Below are 19,447 nucleotides of genomic sequence, written 5' to 3'. Positions count from 1 at the left end.
TGGTTAAGTAATGCCTGTTTCATCCGGTACTACTGCCCTACCGGGGTTTCGCGTTCTGACGTCATGTCATAGAGCTGATATTTACGGCCTAACGTCTGGCCGCCATCACGCGTGAGAGGCGTCCACGAGACCACCGCCCGGTTGCGATTTGGGCCGATCGTCATCAGATCAAGCGGGATCGAGATGTAGAAGCCTTTGCTAAAGCCACCTTCGCCATAATCCTCTTTCGAGACGTTGGTCAGCGCCGCCCAGACGCCTACCGTCACGCCGCTGTCAAATCGCTTCGCGACGTCGAGGGTGGCGCCTTTATCCTTCGCCAGGTACTGCCCGACGCTCAGCTTCATCAACACACTGTTGAGCTTCGCCGGGTTCCAGTAGGCGGTGATAAATCCGGTTGGCGCGCTGTAGTCGGTGAAGCGCATCATGTCGTCCCAGTCGCGCTGCTTGACGTAGTTCGCATCCACGCCCAGCGCCCAGTCGCTATCAAGCGGGCGCCAGAGCGCCTCTGCTCCCACGCCGCCGTACATGGTTTCGAGGTAGCCGCCATAAATCTGGGCATAGAAGCCGTGCCCCAGCGCATCGACATAGTTGGCCTGTAAGTTTTTGATGTAGAAGTCATTGCTGACATAATCGCGAATATGGGTTCTGACGCGCGGCAGGCTGGAGTCAGCGGGAAGCAGCGAGGATTTGAACTTGTCGTAGTTGTTATAGAGGTTGGCGAACACGCCGCCGTCGAGCAGCAGACGATCGGTCAGCCAGTAGCTGGCGCTGGCCATCAACCCCACCTGGAACATATAGAAATCTTCCGGACCGCCCAGCGACTGCGCCAGCGTCGGTTTGACGCTGTAGCTGAAGCGATCGGCGCGAATACGGTAGCCGCGCCCGAACGCTGTGGTATCCACAGGCTCGACGCGCTGCTGCCTGAGCGCCTCCTCCTGCCCGAGCGGCTGTCCCGCCAGCTGTTTGCGCAGGCTGGTGACATCGCTTTGCGTCGTGACCAGCGGCAGATGGTCACGCTGCTGGGTGATAGCGATCGTGTCGACCCCGTCGGGCAGGTTATTGATCAGAATACGGTTGGCGCGATCCACCGCTTCGCGCGGATCGCGATAGCGATACTGTTCGCCGGTCATGTATAAGGTATTGCCGTGCAGAAGGATCTCCGGAGCATCGAAGCCTGCGTTGTACTTAAGCGCGGTGAGCTGGTTTGCCGCCGAGGTATAGTCCAGCGTCTCGCCTGCCGGTGCCGGTTGCCAGGCCGGTTTCGGGTTATCACGCAGCGCGGGGCGCAGATCGTTAAAATTGGTCCGCAGGGTGAAGCCAAACATCAGCGTATTGCCGCGCTCGTAGCTGAGGTTGAGATCGGCCCAGTCGGCAACGCGATAGACCGCCCCCACGTTAATATGGCTCGACTGCTTAATGGAGCCGGCAAAATCATCGGCATAATTGTTGCCGTCATACTCGAGCTTCAGGCGCAGGGGCTGCCAGGGTGTCTGATACTGGAGTCCGCCAAACAGCGACGCCGGTCCACGAAACATATCGCTAAAGCTGATATCCCCGGCATCATGTGATTCGCCGCGGGTGCAATACTTATTGTTGTCGTGGCACAGCGGGTTACCCACGTTGTCGCTATTACCGGGATATCCCCAGGCTATTCCAAAGGTAAAATCGACCGGTCCGGCCATTTTACTGGCAACCAGATATTCACCGTCGAACAGGCCGGTGCCCGCAATATCGCGCTTGCCGAGCGCCACCTGCGGCAGGCTATAGTCCTCTTCCCACAGACGAACCTTAAAATCGAACGACTTATCCTTGTAGCTTTGATCGCCGCTGAAATCCTCGTCGCTGCTGTATTTGCGGGTGCGGACGTCGGTATAACGAATCGTCCCTTCCAGCCACGGAAAGAGCACGACCGAAGAGGAGTAAAAACGATACTGGTCGTTATCGCGGTAGTTGACGCTGAATTCCCCTTCCCGACCAAAGCGCGCGTCGGGCATTTGCATCAGGCCGGTGCCGCCAAAGTCGGACTGTGAAGGTCCGGTCGGATCGGGCCAGGTACGCAGTTCCGCGTGGCAGGCAGAAGAGATCGCCAGAGCAAGGCCGCTCAGTAAAAAAAGTTTGTTCATCAGTCAGGTATCCGCCGCGTCAGGAGCGCAACGATTTGCTCATTCAGACCGGTAAAATCTTCCGGCACCGCCCGGGGATCAAACCCCACCCACAGAACAGCGCCCGGCTCTGCTTCAATATGGCGTGCGTTCCAGTACGCCACCGGCGCAACAACCGTACTGCCGTCAGGATCGATAACGGTCACGTTATTCCTGTCGGCGCCAGCCAGCCGCAGCTGCCCCTGTAAGTAATCCCTGATGCTTGCGCCCGGACGCCAGGCCAGTTTCCCCGGTGTGGCGACCGCCCCCATCAGCGTGACGGTGCGGGGCGCAGGCGAGACCCACAGATCGTAACGGCCCTCAAGGGAACGATCGCCGCGGGCGTCGGTACGCACGGCGTCTGGATCGAGGCTGATAAACTGCCGCCCGACGATCCGCAGGGAGCGGGTCTGTGTAGCGACAGCGCGAATGGTCGCGATCCGCTCGTCATCGGCGCGATTCTGCCAGGCTGAAAGCGACGCCAGCACCTGCTGTTGCGTCTGTTGCGCTCGCCGCGTGGCGGAAGGGGTTGCGATGACAGCGCCCTGCCACCAGACGTTGTTCAGCTGCGGCTGGGTGACCAGCCGGGAGAGCGTATCGGCCTGTCCAGCAGACCACGTTTTGCCCGGCTGATGCACGGTAACGACGCTTGCGCATAAGGCGGGCAGGCTGAAGAGAGATAGCCCTACGCCAGGTAACCATTTTCTGAGTCTGTTCATGGGGCGGGCTTCAACATCGTCATGGTGACAGGGAATACGCCCGCGCCGAGCATCTGTTCGCTCTGGCGTACCTGGCCGGTGGCGGAATCAATCCAGAAGGTGTTATGCCAGCGACGATCGAGGCCGTCGGCCTGCACCGTCTCCTGCCAGACCTGACAACGTAGCGTGTTTCCGGCAAGGGTCAGGTTTTCCGTCCCGCTCAGGGAGAAGCGCGAGGTCAGGTGTGCGGAGCGATACCGCCCCTCTTCCTGCCAGCGCACATCACGCGACCACTGGCTGCCGTCGCGGAGCTGCGGCGTGTGGCGCAGCGGATCGTGCTCAAGGTTGGTTACCTCAAGCAGGTTATAAGGGAGCTTGAGCGTGTGGATAAGGCGACCGTTATGCGTGACGATCATCGCATTATCCTGCGATAACCACTTACTGTTTCCCTGCTCGATGTATCCGAGAACCACCAGGATCCTCGGGCCATTATCCAGACGCAGGTACATGGTTGAGTATGGGAGCACCTGAATCTGCCCGTCCGTTACCGTCACATCCTGGCGCCCGTCCAGGCTGGCGTTAAAGGTCTCAATAATGCTCTGCTGGCTCGGCGTACATCCCTGGATCAGCAGAGTCATGATGAGCAGAATAAACAGTCTCACCAGAAATCCTTGATTAAATAACATTGAAATCAATTAAATACCCGGCTTTGATATCGCCACCGGGTCAAGTCGTTGCGCTGTTCAGCGCAAGGCTATATCGCCTTGCGCACCAGCCTTAGCGGGTAACTGTCGTCGTGGAAGTACCATTGCCTGAGTCATCGCCACTGTCGCTTGCCGCGACAACGGCTAACGTCGCTACGCCGGCAATCGCAGCGGTGGTGACAACAGCGGTTGTCCCAATCGCGCCTGCCGCCAGTCCCCCCGTAGTGCCAGCGGTAGTTCCCACCGTTGCTCCGGTTGTTGTACCGGTTGTTGCTGCGCTGGTGCTACCTGCTTCGGTGGTAGCGCCTATAGCAGGCAGGGCAGTCGCCAGCGTGAGTGCTGTCAGCACTGTACAAAGCGTCCTTTTCATTTTTGGTCCTCATTCAAATGAAGGAAAATATGAGCACCTGGAAACCAGGTCCCGGTTAACGGGCATAAAGCCCGGGGCTGAATTCCGGCCCGACAGGGACGGAAAATCATCCATGTAAAAGCCCTGGGCTCTGAACACCAGCGCATATAAACCGCCAGGATATATTTCGGTACCCTTAATTGCTTCAATTGGAGTTCAGATAGTTAACCCCCTCACGGGGCGCAAAAAGAAAGGAAAACGCAGAAGTGATGCGAAATGCACCCCAGCGGTAACTACCTTAAAAATTTTGGATAAGATAATTCTTATAATAATTTGACGCAATGATTTCCGGCAGAATAAATATAACTAATTGTTAACCAGAAAACACTCAACATATTATTAATAAAATAGTTAACCTACTGAAATTAAAAGCAACAAAACGATCAACACTCAGGCTGAATCACCTATAACTCCTTCATTCCCGGCTATTGCTCTCGATTAATAGTGATTGAGATCAATTAAGCCGTTCTCTCAAAGAAAATAAAAACGCAAGCAGAGCAAATTCTGAAATTGGGTTCAGGGATAATATTTCCTCAAAATATATTTACCATGAATAATTCATTTATATTCATAATTATTGCGTATATAAACCGCGTCTCATAAATACGCTATTCACGGCAGCGGAAGTGTGCCCCCTCGCCAGTCTGTTCAGGAGCGCACGCAGATTAAAATCCACCGATGTGCTCTGCGGCCAGCCATTTTGCCAGGGCATCAATCTGAGGCTGATGCAGCCAGTTTACGATCTGGCGGGCCTTCTCCTGCCCGACACCCGGCAGCATCCGCCACTCCGCTTCGCTTCGCTGAATCAGCGCCTGCCAGGTGCGATCCCCTGCCGCCTTGAGCGTCGACCGGGCCAGCGGTATTCCCATCGCGGTGATCCAGCGGATAAAAGGTCGCTCCCGCGCCAGGTTAAACTGATGCCACAGCGCAGCGCCATGCGATGCCGATATCCCCGCCGTCGCGGTGAGCTGCGCCTGCGTGAGCTGTAGCCAGGAGAAGAGGTGCTCAAACCGATGCGCCTGATAGAGGGTCCGCCATCCTGATTCGCCCACTCCTTCGATATCTAACGCCTGCCTGGAACTTAGCCACGTCAGCCGGGCAAAAAATTGCTCCATGCACTCCGGGGAGGCATAGAAACAGGTTAAGCCGTTATAGCGCGATGAGGGCGGCTGCGGTTTACGGCGATCCACATTGCGCCACACCACGTTATCCAGCCGGGGAATACCTTGTCCCGCCAGGCTTACCAGCACCTGATCGCCGGGGGCAATATCCAGCCTCTGCCAGCGGTTAACCGACCCTAAGCTGACGCGCTGTACACGTTTATCGTCGAGCATCAGCGGCTCAAGCTGCGCAATCGCGGTGATCCGCCCGGTACGGCCAACGGTAAAGTGAATCGCTTTGACTTCCGTCACCTGGGCCACAGGAAGGTATTTCCATGCGACGACCCAACTCCCTTCCCCCGGCAGCCATCGCTCGCCCGGCGGCTCTGCCGAGGCGCGAACCACAATGCCATCCGTGGCGAAGGGCAACGAAGCCTTAAACCAGGCCGTCCGCTGCGCCTCCACATCAACCGCGTTTTTAACCGGCAGGGTATAGCGGGCCGTCAGGGTAAAACCTGCCTCCGCCAGCGTGGAAAGGCGTGCTTTCATCGCTTTTGGGCCGTTCGGCCAGGCCCAGATAAAAATGCCTGTCTGCTTCAGCGCTGCGCGATCGGTCGCGCGCATCATTGCCCCCGCTACCTTCGCACGCGCGTTCATCCCTCCCATCCGCTGCTGGATATGCCCCTCGCGCAGCAGAAAAAGTTCACCCTGCAACACGCTGTTGGCAAGCGGCCCGGCCAGCGTTTGCGGAATAGCGGGGATCATTCGCGCCTGTGCCGTCCACTCTTCCCCCTGTAAGCCGTCGCCCCGACTAATCGCCTGCGCCAGCTTGCCGTTTTTGTAGACCAGGGTGACCGCAACACCATCCACCTTTGGCTGTACCCAGAGATCCTGCTGCGTCGCCATCCAGCGGCTTAGCGCCTGCTTGCTTTCTACCTTATGCACGCCGGTATGGGCGAAGGGATGCTTCACCGTCCCACTGGCGGCAGGGCGATCGTCGTGCAGCGGTTCATCGTGAAAACAGCGCTGCCACTGTTTTAAGCGGGCGTTAAGCCTGTCGTAAACGTCGTCACTCACCTCGCTGCTGCCCTGCTTCCAGTAATCTTCATTCCAGCGGGTCAGCTGCGCCTTCAGGGCCGCGATCTCCTGCCCGGCTTTAGCCGGTGACCAGACCGGGCAGATTGCCATCGCCCCGCTGCTTAAGAAGATCATCAGTATGCTTATCCATTTCACCATTATTACCCCTCCCTGTTTTGCGAAGGGTATACCCTGCCCGGGAGCCGCAGACCAGCTGCAAAATTGCATTTTACGAGCGCGCTTCAGAGCATTGTTTTTATTGCAGCAAAAGGAAGGTAAAAGCTGAAAACGGCACGCAAAATTTAATCATCCAGGGGAAAAAGTGTGACAAAGGCTACGTCACACAGCGGCGACGTGTATAATAAGCCCGTATGTAGGACTTCTTCGTTAACACATACAAAAGACTCTCATGGCTCAAGGCACGCTTTATATTGTTTCTGCCCCTAGTGGCGCGGGTAAATCCAGCCTTATTCAGGCACTGTTAAAAACCCAACCGTTGTACGATACGCAGGTTTCTGTTTCTCACACCACGCGAGCACCGCGTCCGGGTGAAGTGCACGGCGAACACTATTTCTTTGTGAATCACGACGAATTCAGAGCGATGATTGGCAGAGACGCGTTTCTTGAACACGCAGAAGTTTTCGGTAACTACTACGGTACTTCGCGTGAAACCATTGAGCAGGTGCTGGCGACCGGCGTGAACGTGTTCCTGGATATCGACTGGCAGGGCGCACAGCAAATTCGTAAGAAAATGCCTGATTCGCGCAGTATCTTTATTTTACCGCCATCGAAAGATGAACTGGATCGCCGCCTGCGTGGTCGCGGCCAGGACAGCGAAGAAGTTATCGCGAAGCGTATGGCGCAGGCAGTTGCAGAAATGAGCCATTACGCGGAATATGATTACCTTATTGTGAATGATGATTTTGATGCCGCGCTGAGCGATCTCAAAACTATCCTTCGCGCAGAACGTCTGCGTATGAGCCGCCAGAAGCAGCGACATGACGCATTAATCACCAAACTGTTGGCAGACTGAACCCACTTTCAGTATCATGCCCAGTCATTTCTTCACCTGTGGAGCATTTTAAGTATGGCACGCGTAACTGTTCAGGACGCTGTAGAGAAAATTGGTAACCGTTTTGACTTGGTGCTGGTCGCCGCGCGTCGCGCTCGTCAGATGCAGGTAGGCGGTAAAGATCCGCTGGTACCGGAAGAAAACGATAAAACCACCGTTATTGCACTTCGCGAAATCGAAGAAGGTCTGATCAACAACCAGATCCTCGACGTGCGTGAGCGCCAGGAGCAGCAAGAGCAGGAAGCCGCTGAATTACAAGCTGTTACCGCTATTGCTGAAGGTCGTCGTTAATTAAACCTGCGGGTCGCCCTTGTATCTGTTTGAAAGCCTGAATCAACTGATTCAAACCTACCTGCCTGAAGACCAGATTAAGCGTCTTCAGCAGGCGTATCTCGTTGCACGTGACGCTCACGAGGGCCAAACACGTTCAAGCGGTGAACCCTATATCACGCACCCGGTAGCGGTGGCCTGTATTCTGGCCGAGATGAAACTCGACTACGAAACGCTGATGGCCGCCCTGCTGCATGATGTGATTGAAGATACCCCTGCCACCTACCAGGACATGGAACAGCTGTTTGGCAAAAGCGTTGCCGAGCTGGTGGAAGGGGTCTCTAAGCTTGATAAGCTGAAATTCCGCGACAAGAAAGAGGCGCAGGCCGAAAACTTCCGCAAGATGATCATGGCGATGGTGCAGGATATCCGCGTCATTCTCATCAAACTGGCTGACCGCACCCACAATATGCGCACACTGGGCTCACTTCGCCCGGATAAACGTCGCCGCATCGCCCGTGAAACCCTCGAAATTTACAGTCCGCTGGCGCACCGTTTAGGTATTCATCACATTAAAACCGAGCTGGAAGAGCTGGGTTTTGAGGCGTTGTACCCGAACCGCTATCGCGTGATTAAAGAGGTGGTGAAAGCCGCTCGCGGTAACCGTAAAGAGATGATTCAAAAGATCCTCTCTGAAATCGAAGGGCGTTTGCAGGAAGCGGGCATTCCGTGCCGCGTGAGCGGTCGCGAAAAGCATTTGTACTCTATCTACTGCAAAATGGTGCTCAAAGAGCAGCGTTTTCACTCGATTATGGATATCTACGCGTTCCGCGTCATCGTCCACGATTCAGACACCTGTTATCGCGTGCTGGGGCAGATGCACAGCCTGTACAAGCCGCGTCCGGGGCGCGTCAAAGATTACATCGCCATTCCAAAAGCGAACGGATACCAGTCTTTGCACACCTCCATGATTGGCCCGCACGGTGTCCCTGTTGAGGTGCAGATTCGTACCGAAGATATGGATCAAATGGCTGAGATGGGTGTCGCGGCGCACTGGGCTTACAAAGAGCACGGCGGCGAAAGCAGCACCACCGCGCAAATCCGCGCCCAGCGCTGGATGCAGAGCCTGCTGGAGCTGCAACAGAGCGCAGGTAGCTCGTTTGAATTTATCGAGAGCGTTAAATCCGATCTCTTCCCGGATGAGATTTACGTTTTCACGCCGGAAGGGCGCATTGTCGAACTGCCTGCGGGCGCGACACCGGTCGACTTCGCTTACGCCGTGCATACCGATATCGGCCATGCCTGCGTAGGTGCCCGCGTCGACAGGCAGCCTTATCCGCTGTCGCAGCCGCTCTTCAGCGGACAGACGGTGGAGATCATTACCGCGCCGGGGGCACGTCCTAACGCCGCCTGGCTGAACTTTGTCGTGAGCTCAAAAGCGCGCGCAAAAATCCGCCAGCTGCTGAAAAACCTCAAGCGCGACGACTCCGTTAGCCTGGGGCGTCGTCTGCTCAATCACGCGCTGGGTGGCAGCCGCAAACTGGCAGAGATCCCGCCAGAAAACATTCAGCATGAGCTGGAGCGTATGAAGCTCGCCTCGCTGGATGACCTGCTGGCAGAGATTGGTCTCGGCAACGCCATGAGCGTGGTCGTGGCGAAGAACCTGCAACAAGGCGAAACGACAGCCGTTCCTGCCACCACGCAAAATCATGGTCACCTGCCGATCAAAGGCGCTGACGGGGTGCTCATCACCTTCGCCAAATGCTGCCGTCCTATCCCGGGCGACCCGATTATTGCGCACGTCAGCCCGGGTAAAGGGCTGGTGATCCACCATGAATCCTGCCGTAACATCCGTGGCTATCAGAAAGAGCCTGAGAAGTTCATGGCGGTCGAGTGGGATAAAGAGACGGCGCAGGAATTTATCACTGAAATCAAGGTGGATATGTTCAACCACCAGGGTGCCCTGGCGAACCTGACGGCAGCGATCAACACCGCCTCATCCAACATTCAAAGCCTGAATACGGAAGAAAAAGATGGCCGCGTTTATAGCGCCTTTATTCGCCTGACCGCCCGTGACCGTGTGCATCTGGCCAATATTATGCGCAAGATCCGCGTGATGCCGGACGTCATTAAAGTCACCCGTAACCGAAACTAGCATTATGAATTCAAAACGTTACGAGCGAATCTGCGAAATGCTCGCCAGGCGTCAGCCTGATCTGACGGTCTGCATGGAGCAGGTCCATAAACCTCATAACGTCTCTGCTATCGTCCGCACCGCAGATGCCGTCGGCGTGCATGAAGTCCACGCCGTCTGGCCTGGCGCACGTATGCGTACCATGGCCTCCACCGCCGCAGGCAGCAACAGCTGGGTATCCGTGAAAACTCACCAGACTATTGGTGAAGCGGTCTCGCACCTGAAAGGGCGTGGCATGCAGGTTCTGGCAACCAACCTCTCTGCTAAAGCCGTGGATTTCCGTGAGATCGACTACACTCGTCCGACCTGTATTTTAATGGGCCAGGAGAAAACGGGGATCACGCAGGAAGCACTGGATTTGGCCGATCGGGACATCATCATTCCAATGATCGGCATGGTCCAGTCACTCAACGTGTCGGTCGCCTCGGCGCTGATCCTGTATGAAGCGCAGCGCCAGCGTCAGAATGCCGGAATGTACGAGCGCAGCAACAGCATGCTGCCGGAAGAGGAGCAGCAGCGCCTGCTGTTTGAAGGTGGCTATCCGGTGCTGGCTCGCGTTGCGAAGCAGAAGAAATTGCCTTACCCCCACGTCAACGCGCAGGGCGAAATTGAAGCCGATGCCGAGTGGTGGTCCACCATGCAGTACGCGGGGTAAATCATGAAAGGCCGCCTGCTGGACGCCATACCGCTCAACAGCCTGACGGGCGTGGGCGCGGCACAAAGCAGTAAACTGGCGAAGATAGGCCTGCACACCGTGCAGGATCTCCTGCTCCACCTCCCCCTGCGCTACGAAGACCGTACTCAGCTTTATAAGATTGGCGATCTGCTGCCCGCTATTTACGCCACCGTTGAAGGGGAAGTGCTGAACTGCAACATCACCTTTGGCGGACGCAGGATGATGACCTGCCAGATCAGCGACGGCACCGGCATTCTCACCATGCGCTTTTTCAACTTCAATGCGGCAATGAAAAACAGCCTTGCCACTGGACGACGCGTACTTGCGTACGGTGAAGCCAAACGGGGCAAATACGGCGCGGAGATGATCCACCCGGAATACCGCGTGCAGGGTGATCTCAGCTCACCTGAGCTACAGGAGACGCTCACGCCGGTCTATCCAACCACTGAAGGCATTAAGCAGGCTACGCTGCGCAAGCTCACCGATCAGGCGCTGGAGCTGCTCGATACCTGCGCCATTAACGAGCTGCTGCCGCCGGAGCTGGCGCAGGGCATGATGAGCCTGCCGGAGGCGTTGCGCACCCTGCACCGTCCACCGCCAACGCTTCAGCTTGTTGATTTAGAGAGCGGTAAACACCCCGCCCAACGGCGTCTTATCCTTGAGGAATTACTGGCTCACAACCTGAGCATGCTGGCCCTGCGCGCAGGTGCGCAGCGCTTCCACGCGCAGCCATTAAGCCAGCGTGATGAGCTCAAAGATAAGCTGCTGGCCTCACTGCCGTTTAAACCCACCGGCGCCCAGGCGCGGGTGACTGCCGAGATCGAACGCGATATGGCGCTGGATGTGCCGATGATGCGCCTGGTGCAGGGCGACGTGGGTTCCGGGAAAACGCTGGTCGCCGCGCTGGCCGCTTTGCGCGCCATCGCCCACGGTAAGCAGGTGGCGCTGATGGCGCCGACGGAGCTGCTGGCCGAGCAGCACGCCAACAATTTCCGTAACTGGTTCGCCCCGCTGGGAATTGAAGTGGGCTGGCTGGCCGGGAAGCAGAAGGGCAAAGCGCGCCTTGCGCAGCAGGACGCCATTGCCAGCGGGCAGGTGCAGATGATTGTCGGCACGCACGCCATTTTCCAGGAACAGGTGCAGTTTAACGGCCTGGCGCTGGTCATTATCGACGAACAGCACCGCTTTGGTGTTCATCAGCGTCTGGCGCTGTGGGAGAAAGGTCTGCAACAGGGCTTCCACCCACATCAGCTGATCATGACCGCCACGCCGATTCCGCGCACCCTGGCGATGACGGCCTATGCCGATCTGGATACCTCCACCATCGACGAACTCCCCCCGGGTCGTACGCCGGTGACAACGGTCGCCATTCCGGACACGCGCCGCAGCGACATCATTGACCGCGTGCGCAACGCCTGCACCCACGAAGGACGTCAGGCTTACTGGGTCTGTACCCTGATTGAAGAGTCTGAGCTGCTGGAAGCTCAGGCTGCCGAAGCCACGTGGGAAGAGTTAAAGCTCGCCCTGCCGGAGCTGAACGTAGGTCTGGTTCACGGGCGCATGAAGCCTGCCGAGAAGCAGGCGGTGATGCAGTCGTTCAAACAGGGCGAGCTGCATTTGCTGGTCGCGACCACGGTCATCGAAGTGGGCGTGGACGTGCCGAACTCCAGCCTGATGATTATTGAGAACCCGGAGCGCCTGGGCCTGGCGCAGCTCCACCAGCTACGAGGCCGCGTGGGCCGTGGCGCGATCGCCTCTCACTGCGTGCTGCTCTACAAAGCCCCGCTGTCGAAAACCGCGCAGATGCGTTTGCAGGTATTACGCGACAGCAATGACGGCTTCGTCATTGCGCAAAAAGATCTGGAGATCCGCGGCCCGGGCGAACTGCTGGGCACGCGTCAGACGGGTAACGCCGAATTTAAAGTGGCGGATTTGTTGCGCGATCAGGCCATGATCCCCGAAGTACAACGCCTTGCACGTCATATTCATGAACGCTACCCCGAACAGGCGGCAGCGTTAATTGAACGCTGGATGCCGGAAACCGAGCGGTATTCCAACGCCTGACGATCAGCCAAACATCGGCAGCATCAGGTAGAGCTTAATGACCAGCGCGTTGACGATATCAATGAAGAATGCGCCCACCATCGGCACCACCAGAAACGCCATGTGCGACGGGCCGAACCGTTCGGTGATCGCCTGCATATTCGCGATGGCCGTTGGCGTCGCCCCCAGACCAAACCCACAGTGGCCCGCAGCCAGTACCGCCGCATCATAGTTTTTGCCCATCATGCGCCAGGTAACAAAGATGGCATACAGCGCCATGAACACGGCCTGCACCGCCAGGATCGCCACCATCGGCAGCGCCAGCGAGGCCAGTTCCCACAGCTTGAGGCTCATCAGCGCCATCGCCAGGAACAGCGACAGGCTGACGTTCCCCAGCACGGACACTGCGCGCTCAAAGACGCGGTAGAAGCCCATCTGCGCCAGACCGTTGCTCAGGATCACCCCGATAAACAGCACGCAGACAAAGGTTGGCAGTTCGAAAGCCGTTCCCGCCAGCCATTGCGCAACGATTTTGCCCACGGTAAGGCAGATGGCAATCATGGCGATGGTTTCAATCATCACCAGCGAGGTGATGCTGCGGCCAACGTCCGGTTTTTCAAATGCCGTCGGCACCATTTCATCGTCTGGCCTGCCTTCCGGCGTGGTGGAGTGTTTCACCAGATAGCGCGCTACCGGGCCGCCAATCAACCCGCCAAGCACCAGGCCAAAGGTCGCGCAGGCCATTGCCACTTCCGTTGCGTTTTCAAAGCCATAGCGTTCGATGAACAGCTTGCTCCACGCCGCGCCCGTTCCGTGGCCACCTGACAGGGTAATCGACCCCGCCAGCAGACCCATCAGCGGATCCAGCCCCAGCAGCGACGCCATACCGATGCCGATGGCGTTTTGCATCAGCAGCAGACCCACCACAACAATCAGAAACACGCCCAGCACCTTGCCGCCCGAACGCAGGCTTGCGAGGTTAGCGTTCAGGCCGATAGTGGCAAAGAAGGCCAGCATCAACGGATCTTTCAGGGACATATCAAAATCGATTTCCCAGCCCAAGCTTTTTTTCAGCACCAGCAGGGCCAGCGCCACCAGCAATCCACCGGCGACAGGTTCAGGAATGGTGTACTTTTTCAGAAAGGAAACACTGTGTACCAGCTTGCGACCAAGCAGAAGAACCAGCGTTGCGGCAACAAGGGTCGACAACGTATCGAGATGAATCATAAAAGGCTCCTGTTATGCGCGTGTTCCATACACACGCGGCGTTATCCTGGGCCGGGTGATGCTCGTCATGAGCCGCCGGCGCGAAAAGTGTAATTTTTTTTTCCTGTTCGTTGTAGAAAACCTGCTCACACCGGCAGATTTTCTCTCTTTTTTTTGCTGGCAATCGTTTGCTTTTACCAGGTGGTCAGCTAAAATGCCCGCTTTTCCACCGTGGGATTGCCGCCGATGTCTGTTAACACTCTGGAGTCTGCTGATGCGCAACCGATTGCGCAGAAGCAAAACAGCGAACTGATTTACCGCCTTGAAGATCGTCCCCCGCTGCCTCAAACCCTGTTTGCCGCCTGCCAGCACCTGCTGGCGATGTTCGTTGCGGTCATCACGCCGGCTCTGCTGATTTGCCAGGCGCTGGGGTTACCGGCGCAGGATACGCAACACATCATCAGTATGTCTCTGTTCGCTTCCGGCGTGGCCTCCATCATTCAAATTAAAGCCTGGGGTCCGGTGGGCTCGGGTTTGCTGTCGATTCAGGGCACCAGCTTTAACTTTGTGGCGCCGCTGATCATGGGCGGTACGGCACTGAAAACCGGCGGCGCAGATGTCCCGACGATGATGGCGGCGCTTTTCGGCACCCTGATGCTGGCAAGCTGCACAGAGATGATCATTTCCCGCGTTCTGCACCTGGCGCGCCGGGTGATCACCCCGCTGGTCTCCGGCGTGGTGGTGATGATTATCGGCCTGTCACTGATCCAGGTGGGTCTGACCTCCATCGGGGGCGGCTACGCGGCAATGAGCGACCATACCTTCGGCGCGCCGAAAAACCTGCTGCTGGCAGGCGTCGTGCTGGCGATCATTATTCTGCTTAACCGCCAGCGTAACCCGTACCTGCGCGTGGCATCGCTGGTGATCGCCATGGCGGCCGGTTACTTGCTGGCGTGGGCGCTGGGCATGCTGCCGGAAAACACCACCCCAACCAACAGCGCGTTGATTACCGTGCCAACGCCGCTCTACTACGGCCTGGGCATTGACTGGAGTCTGCTCCTGCCGCTGATGCTGGTCTTTATGATCACTTCGCTGGAAACCATTGGCGATATCACCGCCACCTCCGACGTGTCCGAGCAGCCGGTCTCCGGCCCACTGTACATGAAACGCCTGAAAGGCGGCGTGCTGGCGAACGGACTGAACTCGTTTGTCTCGGCGGTGTTCAACACCTTCCCGAACTCCTGCTTCGGCCAGAACAACGGCGTGATCCAGCTGACCGGCGTGGCCAGCCGCTACGTGGGCTTCGTGGTAGCGCTGATGCTGGTGGTCCTCGGCCTGTTCCCGGCGGTGAGCGGGTTTGTGCAGCACATCCCTGAGCCGGTGCTGGGCGGCGCGACGCTGGTCATGTTCGGTACCATCGCGGCCTCTGGCGTGCGTATCGTCTCCCGCGAGCCGCTGAACCGCCGCGCAATCATGATTATTGCGCTGTCTCTCGCCGTAGGGCTTGGCGTCTCCCAGCAGCCGATGATTTTGCAGTTTGCCCCTGACTGGGTGAAAAACCTGCTCTCTTCCGGCATCGCCGCGGGCGGTATTACCGCTATTGTGCTGAATCTCATTTTCCCGCCTGAAAAGAACTGATCCCCACACGGCAGGCTGTCAATGCCTGCCGTGACATCTCTTTACACCATTCCCGCCTTGAGCATTGCGCATAAATCGTGCATAACACCCTTATGTGCGTTTCGCGGGAAGGAAGACCATGAAATTTATTGGAAAGCTGCTTATCTATCTTCTGGTAGCCCTGCTCATTGTAGTGCTCGCCTTTTATTTTCTGCTCCAGACCCGCTGGGGCGCATCGCAGGTCAGCAGCTGGATCACGGTGAATACCGATTACGAGCTCAACTTTGACCTGATGGATCACCGCTTTTCATCCCCTTCTCACATCCTTCTGGAGAACGTTACCTTCGGACGAGATGGCAAACCGGCCACGCTGGTCGCTAAAAAAGTGGATATTGGCTTAAGCAGCCGCCAGATCACCGACCCGCTGCATATGGATGCCATCACCCTGTTCGATGGCACGCTGAATTTATCGCCGCAGACGGCGCCGCTGCCGTTCCAGGCCGACCGTCTGCAACTGAATAACATGGCCTTTAACAGCCCGAATACGGAGTGGGATCTCAGTGCGCAAAAGGTGACCGGCGGCGTCAGCCCGTGGCAGCCCGAGGCGGGGAACGTACTCGGGAAAAATGCGCAAATCCAGATGAGCGCCGGGTCGCTCACGCTCAACGGCATACCGGCCAACAACGTGCTGATTCAGGGACAACTCAACGGCAAAGAGGTGGTGCTGAATACCATCGGTGCCGATATGGCGCGCGGCTCGCTGACGGGCTCGACTCTGCGTAATGCCGACGGTGGCTGGGTTATCAACACCCTGCGTCTGAATGAGATCCGCCTGCAAAGCGACAAATCGCTGCTGGATTTCTTCGCCCCTCTCTCCACCCTGCCTTCGTTACAGATTGGGCGGCTGGAAGTGACCGATGCCCGTCTACAGGGGCCAGACTGGGCGGTAACCGACCTCGATCTCAGCCTGCGTAACCTCACCCTGAGTAAAGGTGACTGGCAAAGCCAGGAGGGACGGTTATCCATGAACGCCAGCGAATTTATCTACGGCTCGCTGCATCTGTTTGACCCTATCCTGAATGCGGAATTCTCCCCGCAGGGCATTGCGCTGCGTCAGTTCACCTCCCGCTGGGAAGGAGGCATGGTGCGCACCTCCGGCAACTGGCTGCGCGAGGGTCAGGCGCTGGTGCTGGACGACGTTGCCATTGCCGGGCTGGAATATACGCTTCCGGAAAACTGGAAAACGCTGTGGATGGACCCGCTCCCCGCATGGCTGAACAGCGTGACGCTGAAAAAATTTGGCCTGAGCCGCAACCTGGTGATCGACATCGATCCGGCGTTCCCGTGGCAGATCACCTCCCTCGACGGTTATGGCGCTAATCTGCGGCTGGCGCAGGATCACAAGTGGGGCGTGTGGGGCGGTAACGCAACCCTCAACGGGGCGGCAGCAACCTTTAACCGCATCGACGTGCGTCGCCCGTCGCTGGCGCTGAATGCCAACGCCGCAACGGTAAATATTACCGATCTGAGCGCCTTTACCGAGAAAGGGATCCTGGAAGCGACCGCCACCGTGTCACAGCTGCCACAGCGACAAACCACCGTGAGCCTGAACGGGCGCAGCGTACCTCTCAACGTCTTGCAGCAATGGGGCTGGCCAGCGCTGCCGATTGCGGGCGACGGCAATATTCAGCTCACCGCCAGCGGAAGCGTGCAGGCCAATGCGCCGCTGAAGCCGACGGTGAATGGGAAGCTGAGCGCGGTGAATATGGATAAACGGCAGGTGCAACAGACGATGACCGGCGGGATGGTGTCGACGGTGGCTCCGGCACAGTAAAAAGCCGGGTGGCGGCTTCGCCTTACCCGGCCTACGATCTAATGTAGGCCCGGTAAGCGAAGCGCCACCGGGCATTTTTCCAGCTCAGAGGTGAACCACCACCTCATCCCCCTCGGCTTTCACCACCACACCCCATTCGCTGCCCGCATGTGAACCGCCTTTTACGCCGCCGACCTTCTGCACGTTGCGCAAGCACACCGACCAGTTTTGCGCATCTCCCGCGCCGGTAAAGGTCACGACGTCGCCCTGACGTGACGCCTTCAGCGCAAACACTACAGAACCGTCCGCCGCAGGCACTTCACTCACCGCCGTTGCGCCATCGCTCAGGTTAAAGAGCTGGAAGGCCGTCCCCTCGTGCCACGCATAGTCCGGCTTCTGGTTATTATTGCCGAGCGCCAGCAGCGTGTTGTCGCGCACATAGACCGGCAGGCTCTGGAAATCGTGCTGCTGCTTATGCCAGCGGCTACCCTCGATTTCATCGTTGTGCCACAGGTGCGTCCAGCGCCCTTCCGGCAGGTAGAACTGCACGTCGCCCGCCTCGGAGAACACCGGCGCCACCATCATTGAATCCCCCAACATGTACTGGCGGTCGAGGTAATCGCACGCCGGATCGTCCGGGAACTCCAGCATCATCGCCCGCAGCATCGGCGTGCCGAACTCGCGGGCCAGCGCCGCCTGACGATACAGGTACGGCATCAGCTGGCATTTCAGCTGCGTGAAGTGGCGCACCACATCGCAGGACTCGTCATCGTACGCCCACGGCACGCGATAGGATTTGCTGCCGTGCAGGCGGCTGTGGCTGGAGAACAGCCCGAACGCGCACCAGCGTTTGTAGACGTGCGCCGGAGCGGTGTTTTCGAACCCGCCGATATCGTGGCTCCAGAACCCGAAGCCGGACAGCCCAATCGACAGCCCGCCGCGCAGGCTTTCGGCCATCGACTCATAGTTGGCGTAGCAGTCGCCGCCCCAGTGTACCGGGAACTGTTGCGCACCCACGGAGGCAGAACGGGCAAACAGCACCGCCTCTTCTTCTCCCACCGTCTCTTTCAGCACGTTCCACACCAGTTCGTTGTAGATGTAGGCGTAATGGTTATGCATCTTCTGCGGATCGGAACCGTCAAACCACTGGACCTCCGTCGGGATACGCTCGCCGAAGTCGGTCTTGAAGCAGTCGACGCCGATCTCCACCAGGCCTTTCAGTTTGTCCGCATACCACCTGCACGCGTCCGGGTTGGTGAAGTCGTAGATCGCCAGCCCCGGCTGCCATTTGTCCCACTGCCACAGGGAGCCGTCCGGGCGCTTGAGCAGGTAGCCCTTCTCTTTCAACTCCCGGAAGATCGGCGATTTCTGGCCGATGTACGGGTTGATCCACACGCAGACCTTCAGCCCTTTCTCTTTCAGGCGGCGGATCATGCCTTCCGGATCGGGGAAGGTCACCGGGTCCCACTCGAAGTCGCACCACTGGAAGGCCTTCATCCAGAAGCAGTCGAAGTGGAACACGTGCAGCGGCAGGTCGCGCTCGGCCATGCCGTCGATAAAGCTGTTAACCGTCGCTTCGTCGTAGTTGGTGGTGAACGAGGTGGTCAGCCACAGGCCGAACGACCACGCAGGCGGCAGCGCCGGACTGCCGGTGAAGCGGGTATAGCGGTTCAGCACTTCTTTCGGCGTCGGGCCGTCGATCACGAAGTACTCCAGATACTCCCCTTCCACGCTGAACTGCACTTTGGAGACTTTTTCGGAGCCGACTTCAAACGAGACGTTCTCCGGGTGATTCACCAGCACGCCGTAGCCGCGGTTGGTCAGGTAGAACGGGATGTTTTTGTAGGACTGCTCGGTGCTGGTGCCCCCGTCGCGGTTCCAGGTTTCGACCGTCTGGCCGTTGCGCACCAGCGCGGTAAAGCGCTCGCCCAGGCCGTAGACCGTTTCCCCCACGCCCAGATCCAGACGTTCAAACACATAGTTGCGATCGGTATTGCTGTCCTGCACATAGCCGTTGTTTTTCAGCTGGCTGCCGGTAATGCGCTGGCCGTTGCGCAGGAAATCCAGCGCCCAGAACTCGCCTTTGGCGACGCGCACGCTGACGCTGCCGCTTTTCAGCTCGGCAAATTCGGCGTTGTTTTCAATCTCAACTTTTACATCCTTCAGAACGTTCAGCGGATAGTGCGGGCCGTTGTTCAGCGCACCCTGGAAGTGCTCAATGCGCACCCCGACAATCCCTTCCTGCGGGGCAAACAGGCGCACCGTGAACATCAACGTGTCGAGCTGCCAGGTGCGTTCGCGCACGTCACGCGGCGCCACATACACCACCAGGTCATTGCCCTGCTGCTCCACGTCGAACACCTGCACCGGATAGGTCACATTCAGGCCCGGTTGAATAAGCCAGTTTCCATCACTGATTTTCATGCT

Annotated in this window: 14 protein-coding genes; 7 read left to right on the top strand and 7 right to left on the bottom strand. The window is 57.9% G+C overall.

Going from position 1 to position 19,447, the window contains the following annotated elements; all coding sequences use genetic code 11:
* Positions 1-29 precede the first annotated feature (29 nt).
* The 5 genes from L463_RS17930 to ligB form a co-directional block, all read right to left on the bottom strand.
* Positions 30-2,123, bottom strand: a complete 2,094-nt coding sequence (locus L463_RS17930) for a YjbH domain-containing protein (RefSeq protein ID WP_081752224.1) — start codon at positions 2,121-2,123, stop codon at positions 30-32.
* The gene (locus L463_RS17935; protein ID WP_023295703.1) at positions 2,123-2,860 is read right to left on the bottom strand and encodes a capsule biosynthesis GfcC family protein; all 738 of its coding nucleotides are present in this window, start codon (positions 2,858-2,860) and stop codon (positions 2,123-2,125) included. Before L463_RS17935 ends, L463_RS17930 begins: the two co-directional genes overlap by 1 nt.
* Positions 2,857-3,501 (bottom strand): YjbF family lipoprotein, encoded by a 645-nt coding sequence (locus L463_RS17940; protein WP_023295702.1) that lies wholly within the window; start codon positions 3,499-3,501, stop codon positions 2,857-2,859. Before L463_RS17940 ends, L463_RS17935 begins: the two co-directional genes overlap by 4 nt.
* Positions 3,502-3,616: 115 nt before the next feature.
* On the bottom strand, positions 3,617-3,913 hold the full coding sequence (locus L463_RS17945) for a hypothetical protein (protein WP_017383628.1): 297 nt from the start codon (positions 3,911-3,913) through the stop codon (positions 3,617-3,619).
* Positions 3,914-4,617: 704 nt separating this feature from the next.
* A complete protein-coding gene (gene ligB, locus L463_RS17950; protein WP_023295701.1) occupies positions 4,618-6,288 on the bottom strand; it encodes an NAD-dependent DNA ligase LigB in 1,671 nt (556 codons plus the stop codon).
* Positions 6,289-6,538: 250 nt separating this feature from the next.
* Here ligB and gmk point away from each other — a divergent pair, with 250 nt between their 5' ends.
* Genes gmk through recG form a run of 5 tightly spaced genes read left to right on the top strand, consistent with a single transcriptional unit; the run spans position 6,539 to position 12,405 of the window.
* Entirely contained in the window at positions 6,539-7,162 is a 624-nt protein-coding gene (gene gmk / locus L463_RS17955) for a guanylate kinase (RefSeq protein WP_006177710.1), read from the top strand.
* A 54-nt stretch (positions 7,163-7,216) separates the two neighbouring features.
* Complete coding sequence (gene rpoZ, locus L463_RS17960; RefSeq protein ID WP_000135058.1) at positions 7,217-7,492, top strand: DNA-directed RNA polymerase subunit omega; 276 nt, start codon at positions 7,217-7,219, stop codon at positions 7,490-7,492.
* 19 nt (positions 7,493-7,511) lie between these two features.
* Positions 7,512-9,626: a bifunctional GTP diphosphokinase/guanosine-3',5'-bis pyrophosphate 3'-pyrophosphohydrolase gene (gene spoT, locus L463_RS17965; protein ID WP_003860921.1), complete on the top strand. Its 2,115-nt coding sequence runs from the start codon at positions 7,512-7,514 to the stop codon at positions 9,624-9,626.
* Positions 9,627-9,630: 4 nt separating this feature from the next.
* Entirely contained in the window at positions 9,631-10,320 is a 690-nt protein-coding gene (gene trmH, locus L463_RS17970; RefSeq protein ID WP_003860922.1) for a tRNA (guanosine(18)-2'-O)-methyltransferase TrmH, read from the top strand.
* 3 nt (positions 10,321-10,323) lie between these two features.
* On the top strand, positions 10,324-12,405 hold the full coding sequence (gene recG, locus L463_RS17975) for an ATP-dependent DNA helicase RecG (protein ID WP_023295700.1): 2,082 nt from the start codon (positions 10,324-10,326) through the stop codon (positions 12,403-12,405).
* Positions 12,406-12,408: 3 nt separating this feature from the next.
* On the opposite strand, the gene gltS is transcribed toward recG, so the two are convergent.
* Entirely contained in the window at positions 12,409-13,611 is a 1,203-nt protein-coding gene (gene gltS / locus L463_RS17980) for a sodium/glutamate symporter (protein ID WP_023295699.1), read from the bottom strand.
* A gap of 225 nt (positions 13,612-13,836) precedes the next feature.
* On the opposite strand from gltS, the gene xanP reads away from it, so the two are divergent.
* Together xanP and L463_RS17990 are read left to right on the top strand one after the other, a co-directional pair.
* Entirely contained in the window at positions 13,837-15,228 is a 1,392-nt protein-coding gene (xanP, locus tag L463_RS17985; protein ID WP_015570053.1) for a xanthine/proton symporter XanP, read from the top strand.
* A 118-nt stretch (positions 15,229-15,346) separates the two neighbouring features.
* The gene (locus tag L463_RS17990) at positions 15,347-17,041 is read left to right on the top strand and encodes an AsmA family protein (protein ID WP_032104031.1); all 1,695 of its coding nucleotides are present in this window, start codon (positions 15,347-15,349) and stop codon (positions 17,039-17,041) included.
* An 84-nt stretch (positions 17,042-17,125) separates the two neighbouring features.
* Here the strand turns inward: L463_RS17990 and yicI are convergent, their stop codons facing one another.
* Positions 17,126-19,444 (bottom strand): alpha-xylosidase, encoded by a 2,319-nt coding sequence (yicI, locus tag L463_RS17995; protein WP_032104029.1) that lies wholly within the window; start codon positions 19,442-19,444, stop codon positions 17,126-17,128.
* Positions 19,445-19,447 lie beyond the last annotated feature (3 nt).

It is taken from the genome of Enterobacter sp. BIDMC 27 (assembly GCF_000534415.1).
GTDB classification, from domain to species: domain Bacteria; phylum Pseudomonadota; class Gammaproteobacteria; order Enterobacterales; family Enterobacteriaceae; genus Enterobacter; species Enterobacter hormaechei_C.
Note: the sequence above shows the minus strand (reverse complement) of the source record. Positions and strands in the feature narration are given on the sequence as shown.

What these genes read in the sequence shown, in the direction of transcription:
- L463_RS17930 (WP_081752224.1), bottom strand. Translation starts at nt 2,123, where the DNA reads ATGAACAAACTTTTTTTACTGAGCGGCCTTGCTCTGGCGATCTCTTCT.
- L463_RS17935 (WP_023295703.1), bottom strand. Translation starts at nt 2,860, where the DNA reads ATGAACAGACTCAGAAAATGGTTACCTGGCGTAGGGCTATCTCTCTTC.
- L463_RS17945 (WP_017383628.1), bottom strand. Translation starts at nt 3,913, where the DNA reads ATGAAAAGGACGCTTTGTACAGTGCTGACAGCACTCACGCTGGCGACT.
- ligB (WP_023295701.1), bottom strand. Translation starts at nt 6,288, where the DNA reads ATGGTGAAATGGATAAGCATACTGATGATCTTCTTAAGCAGCGGGGCG.
- gmk (WP_006177710.1), top strand. Translation starts at nt 6,539, where the DNA reads ATGGCTCAAGGCACGCTTTATATTGTTTCTGCCCCTAGTGGCGCGGGT.
- rpoZ (WP_000135058.1), top strand. Translation starts at nt 7,217, where the DNA reads ATGGCACGCGTAACTGTTCAGGACGCTGTAGAGAAAATTGGTAACCGT.
- trmH (WP_003860922.1), top strand. Translation starts at nt 9,631, where the DNA reads ATGAATTCAAAACGTTACGAGCGAATCTGCGAAATGCTCGCCAGGCGT.
- recG (WP_023295700.1), top strand. Translation starts at nt 10,324, where the DNA reads ATGAAAGGCCGCCTGCTGGACGCCATACCGCTCAACAGCCTGACGGGC.
- gltS (WP_023295699.1), bottom strand. Translation starts at nt 13,611, where the DNA reads ATGATTCATCTCGATACGTTGTCGACCCTTGTTGCCGCAACGCTGGTT.
- xanP (WP_015570053.1), top strand. Translation starts at nt 13,837, where the DNA reads ATGTCTGTTAACACTCTGGAGTCTGCTGATGCGCAACCGATTGCGCAG.
- L463_RS17990 (WP_032104031.1), top strand. Translation starts at nt 15,347, where the DNA reads ATGAAATTTATTGGAAAGCTGCTTATCTATCTTCTGGTAGCCCTGCTC.
- yicI (WP_032104029.1), bottom strand. Translation starts at nt 19,444, where the DNA reads ATGAAAATCAGTGATGGAAACTGGCTTATTCAACCGGGCCTGAATGTG.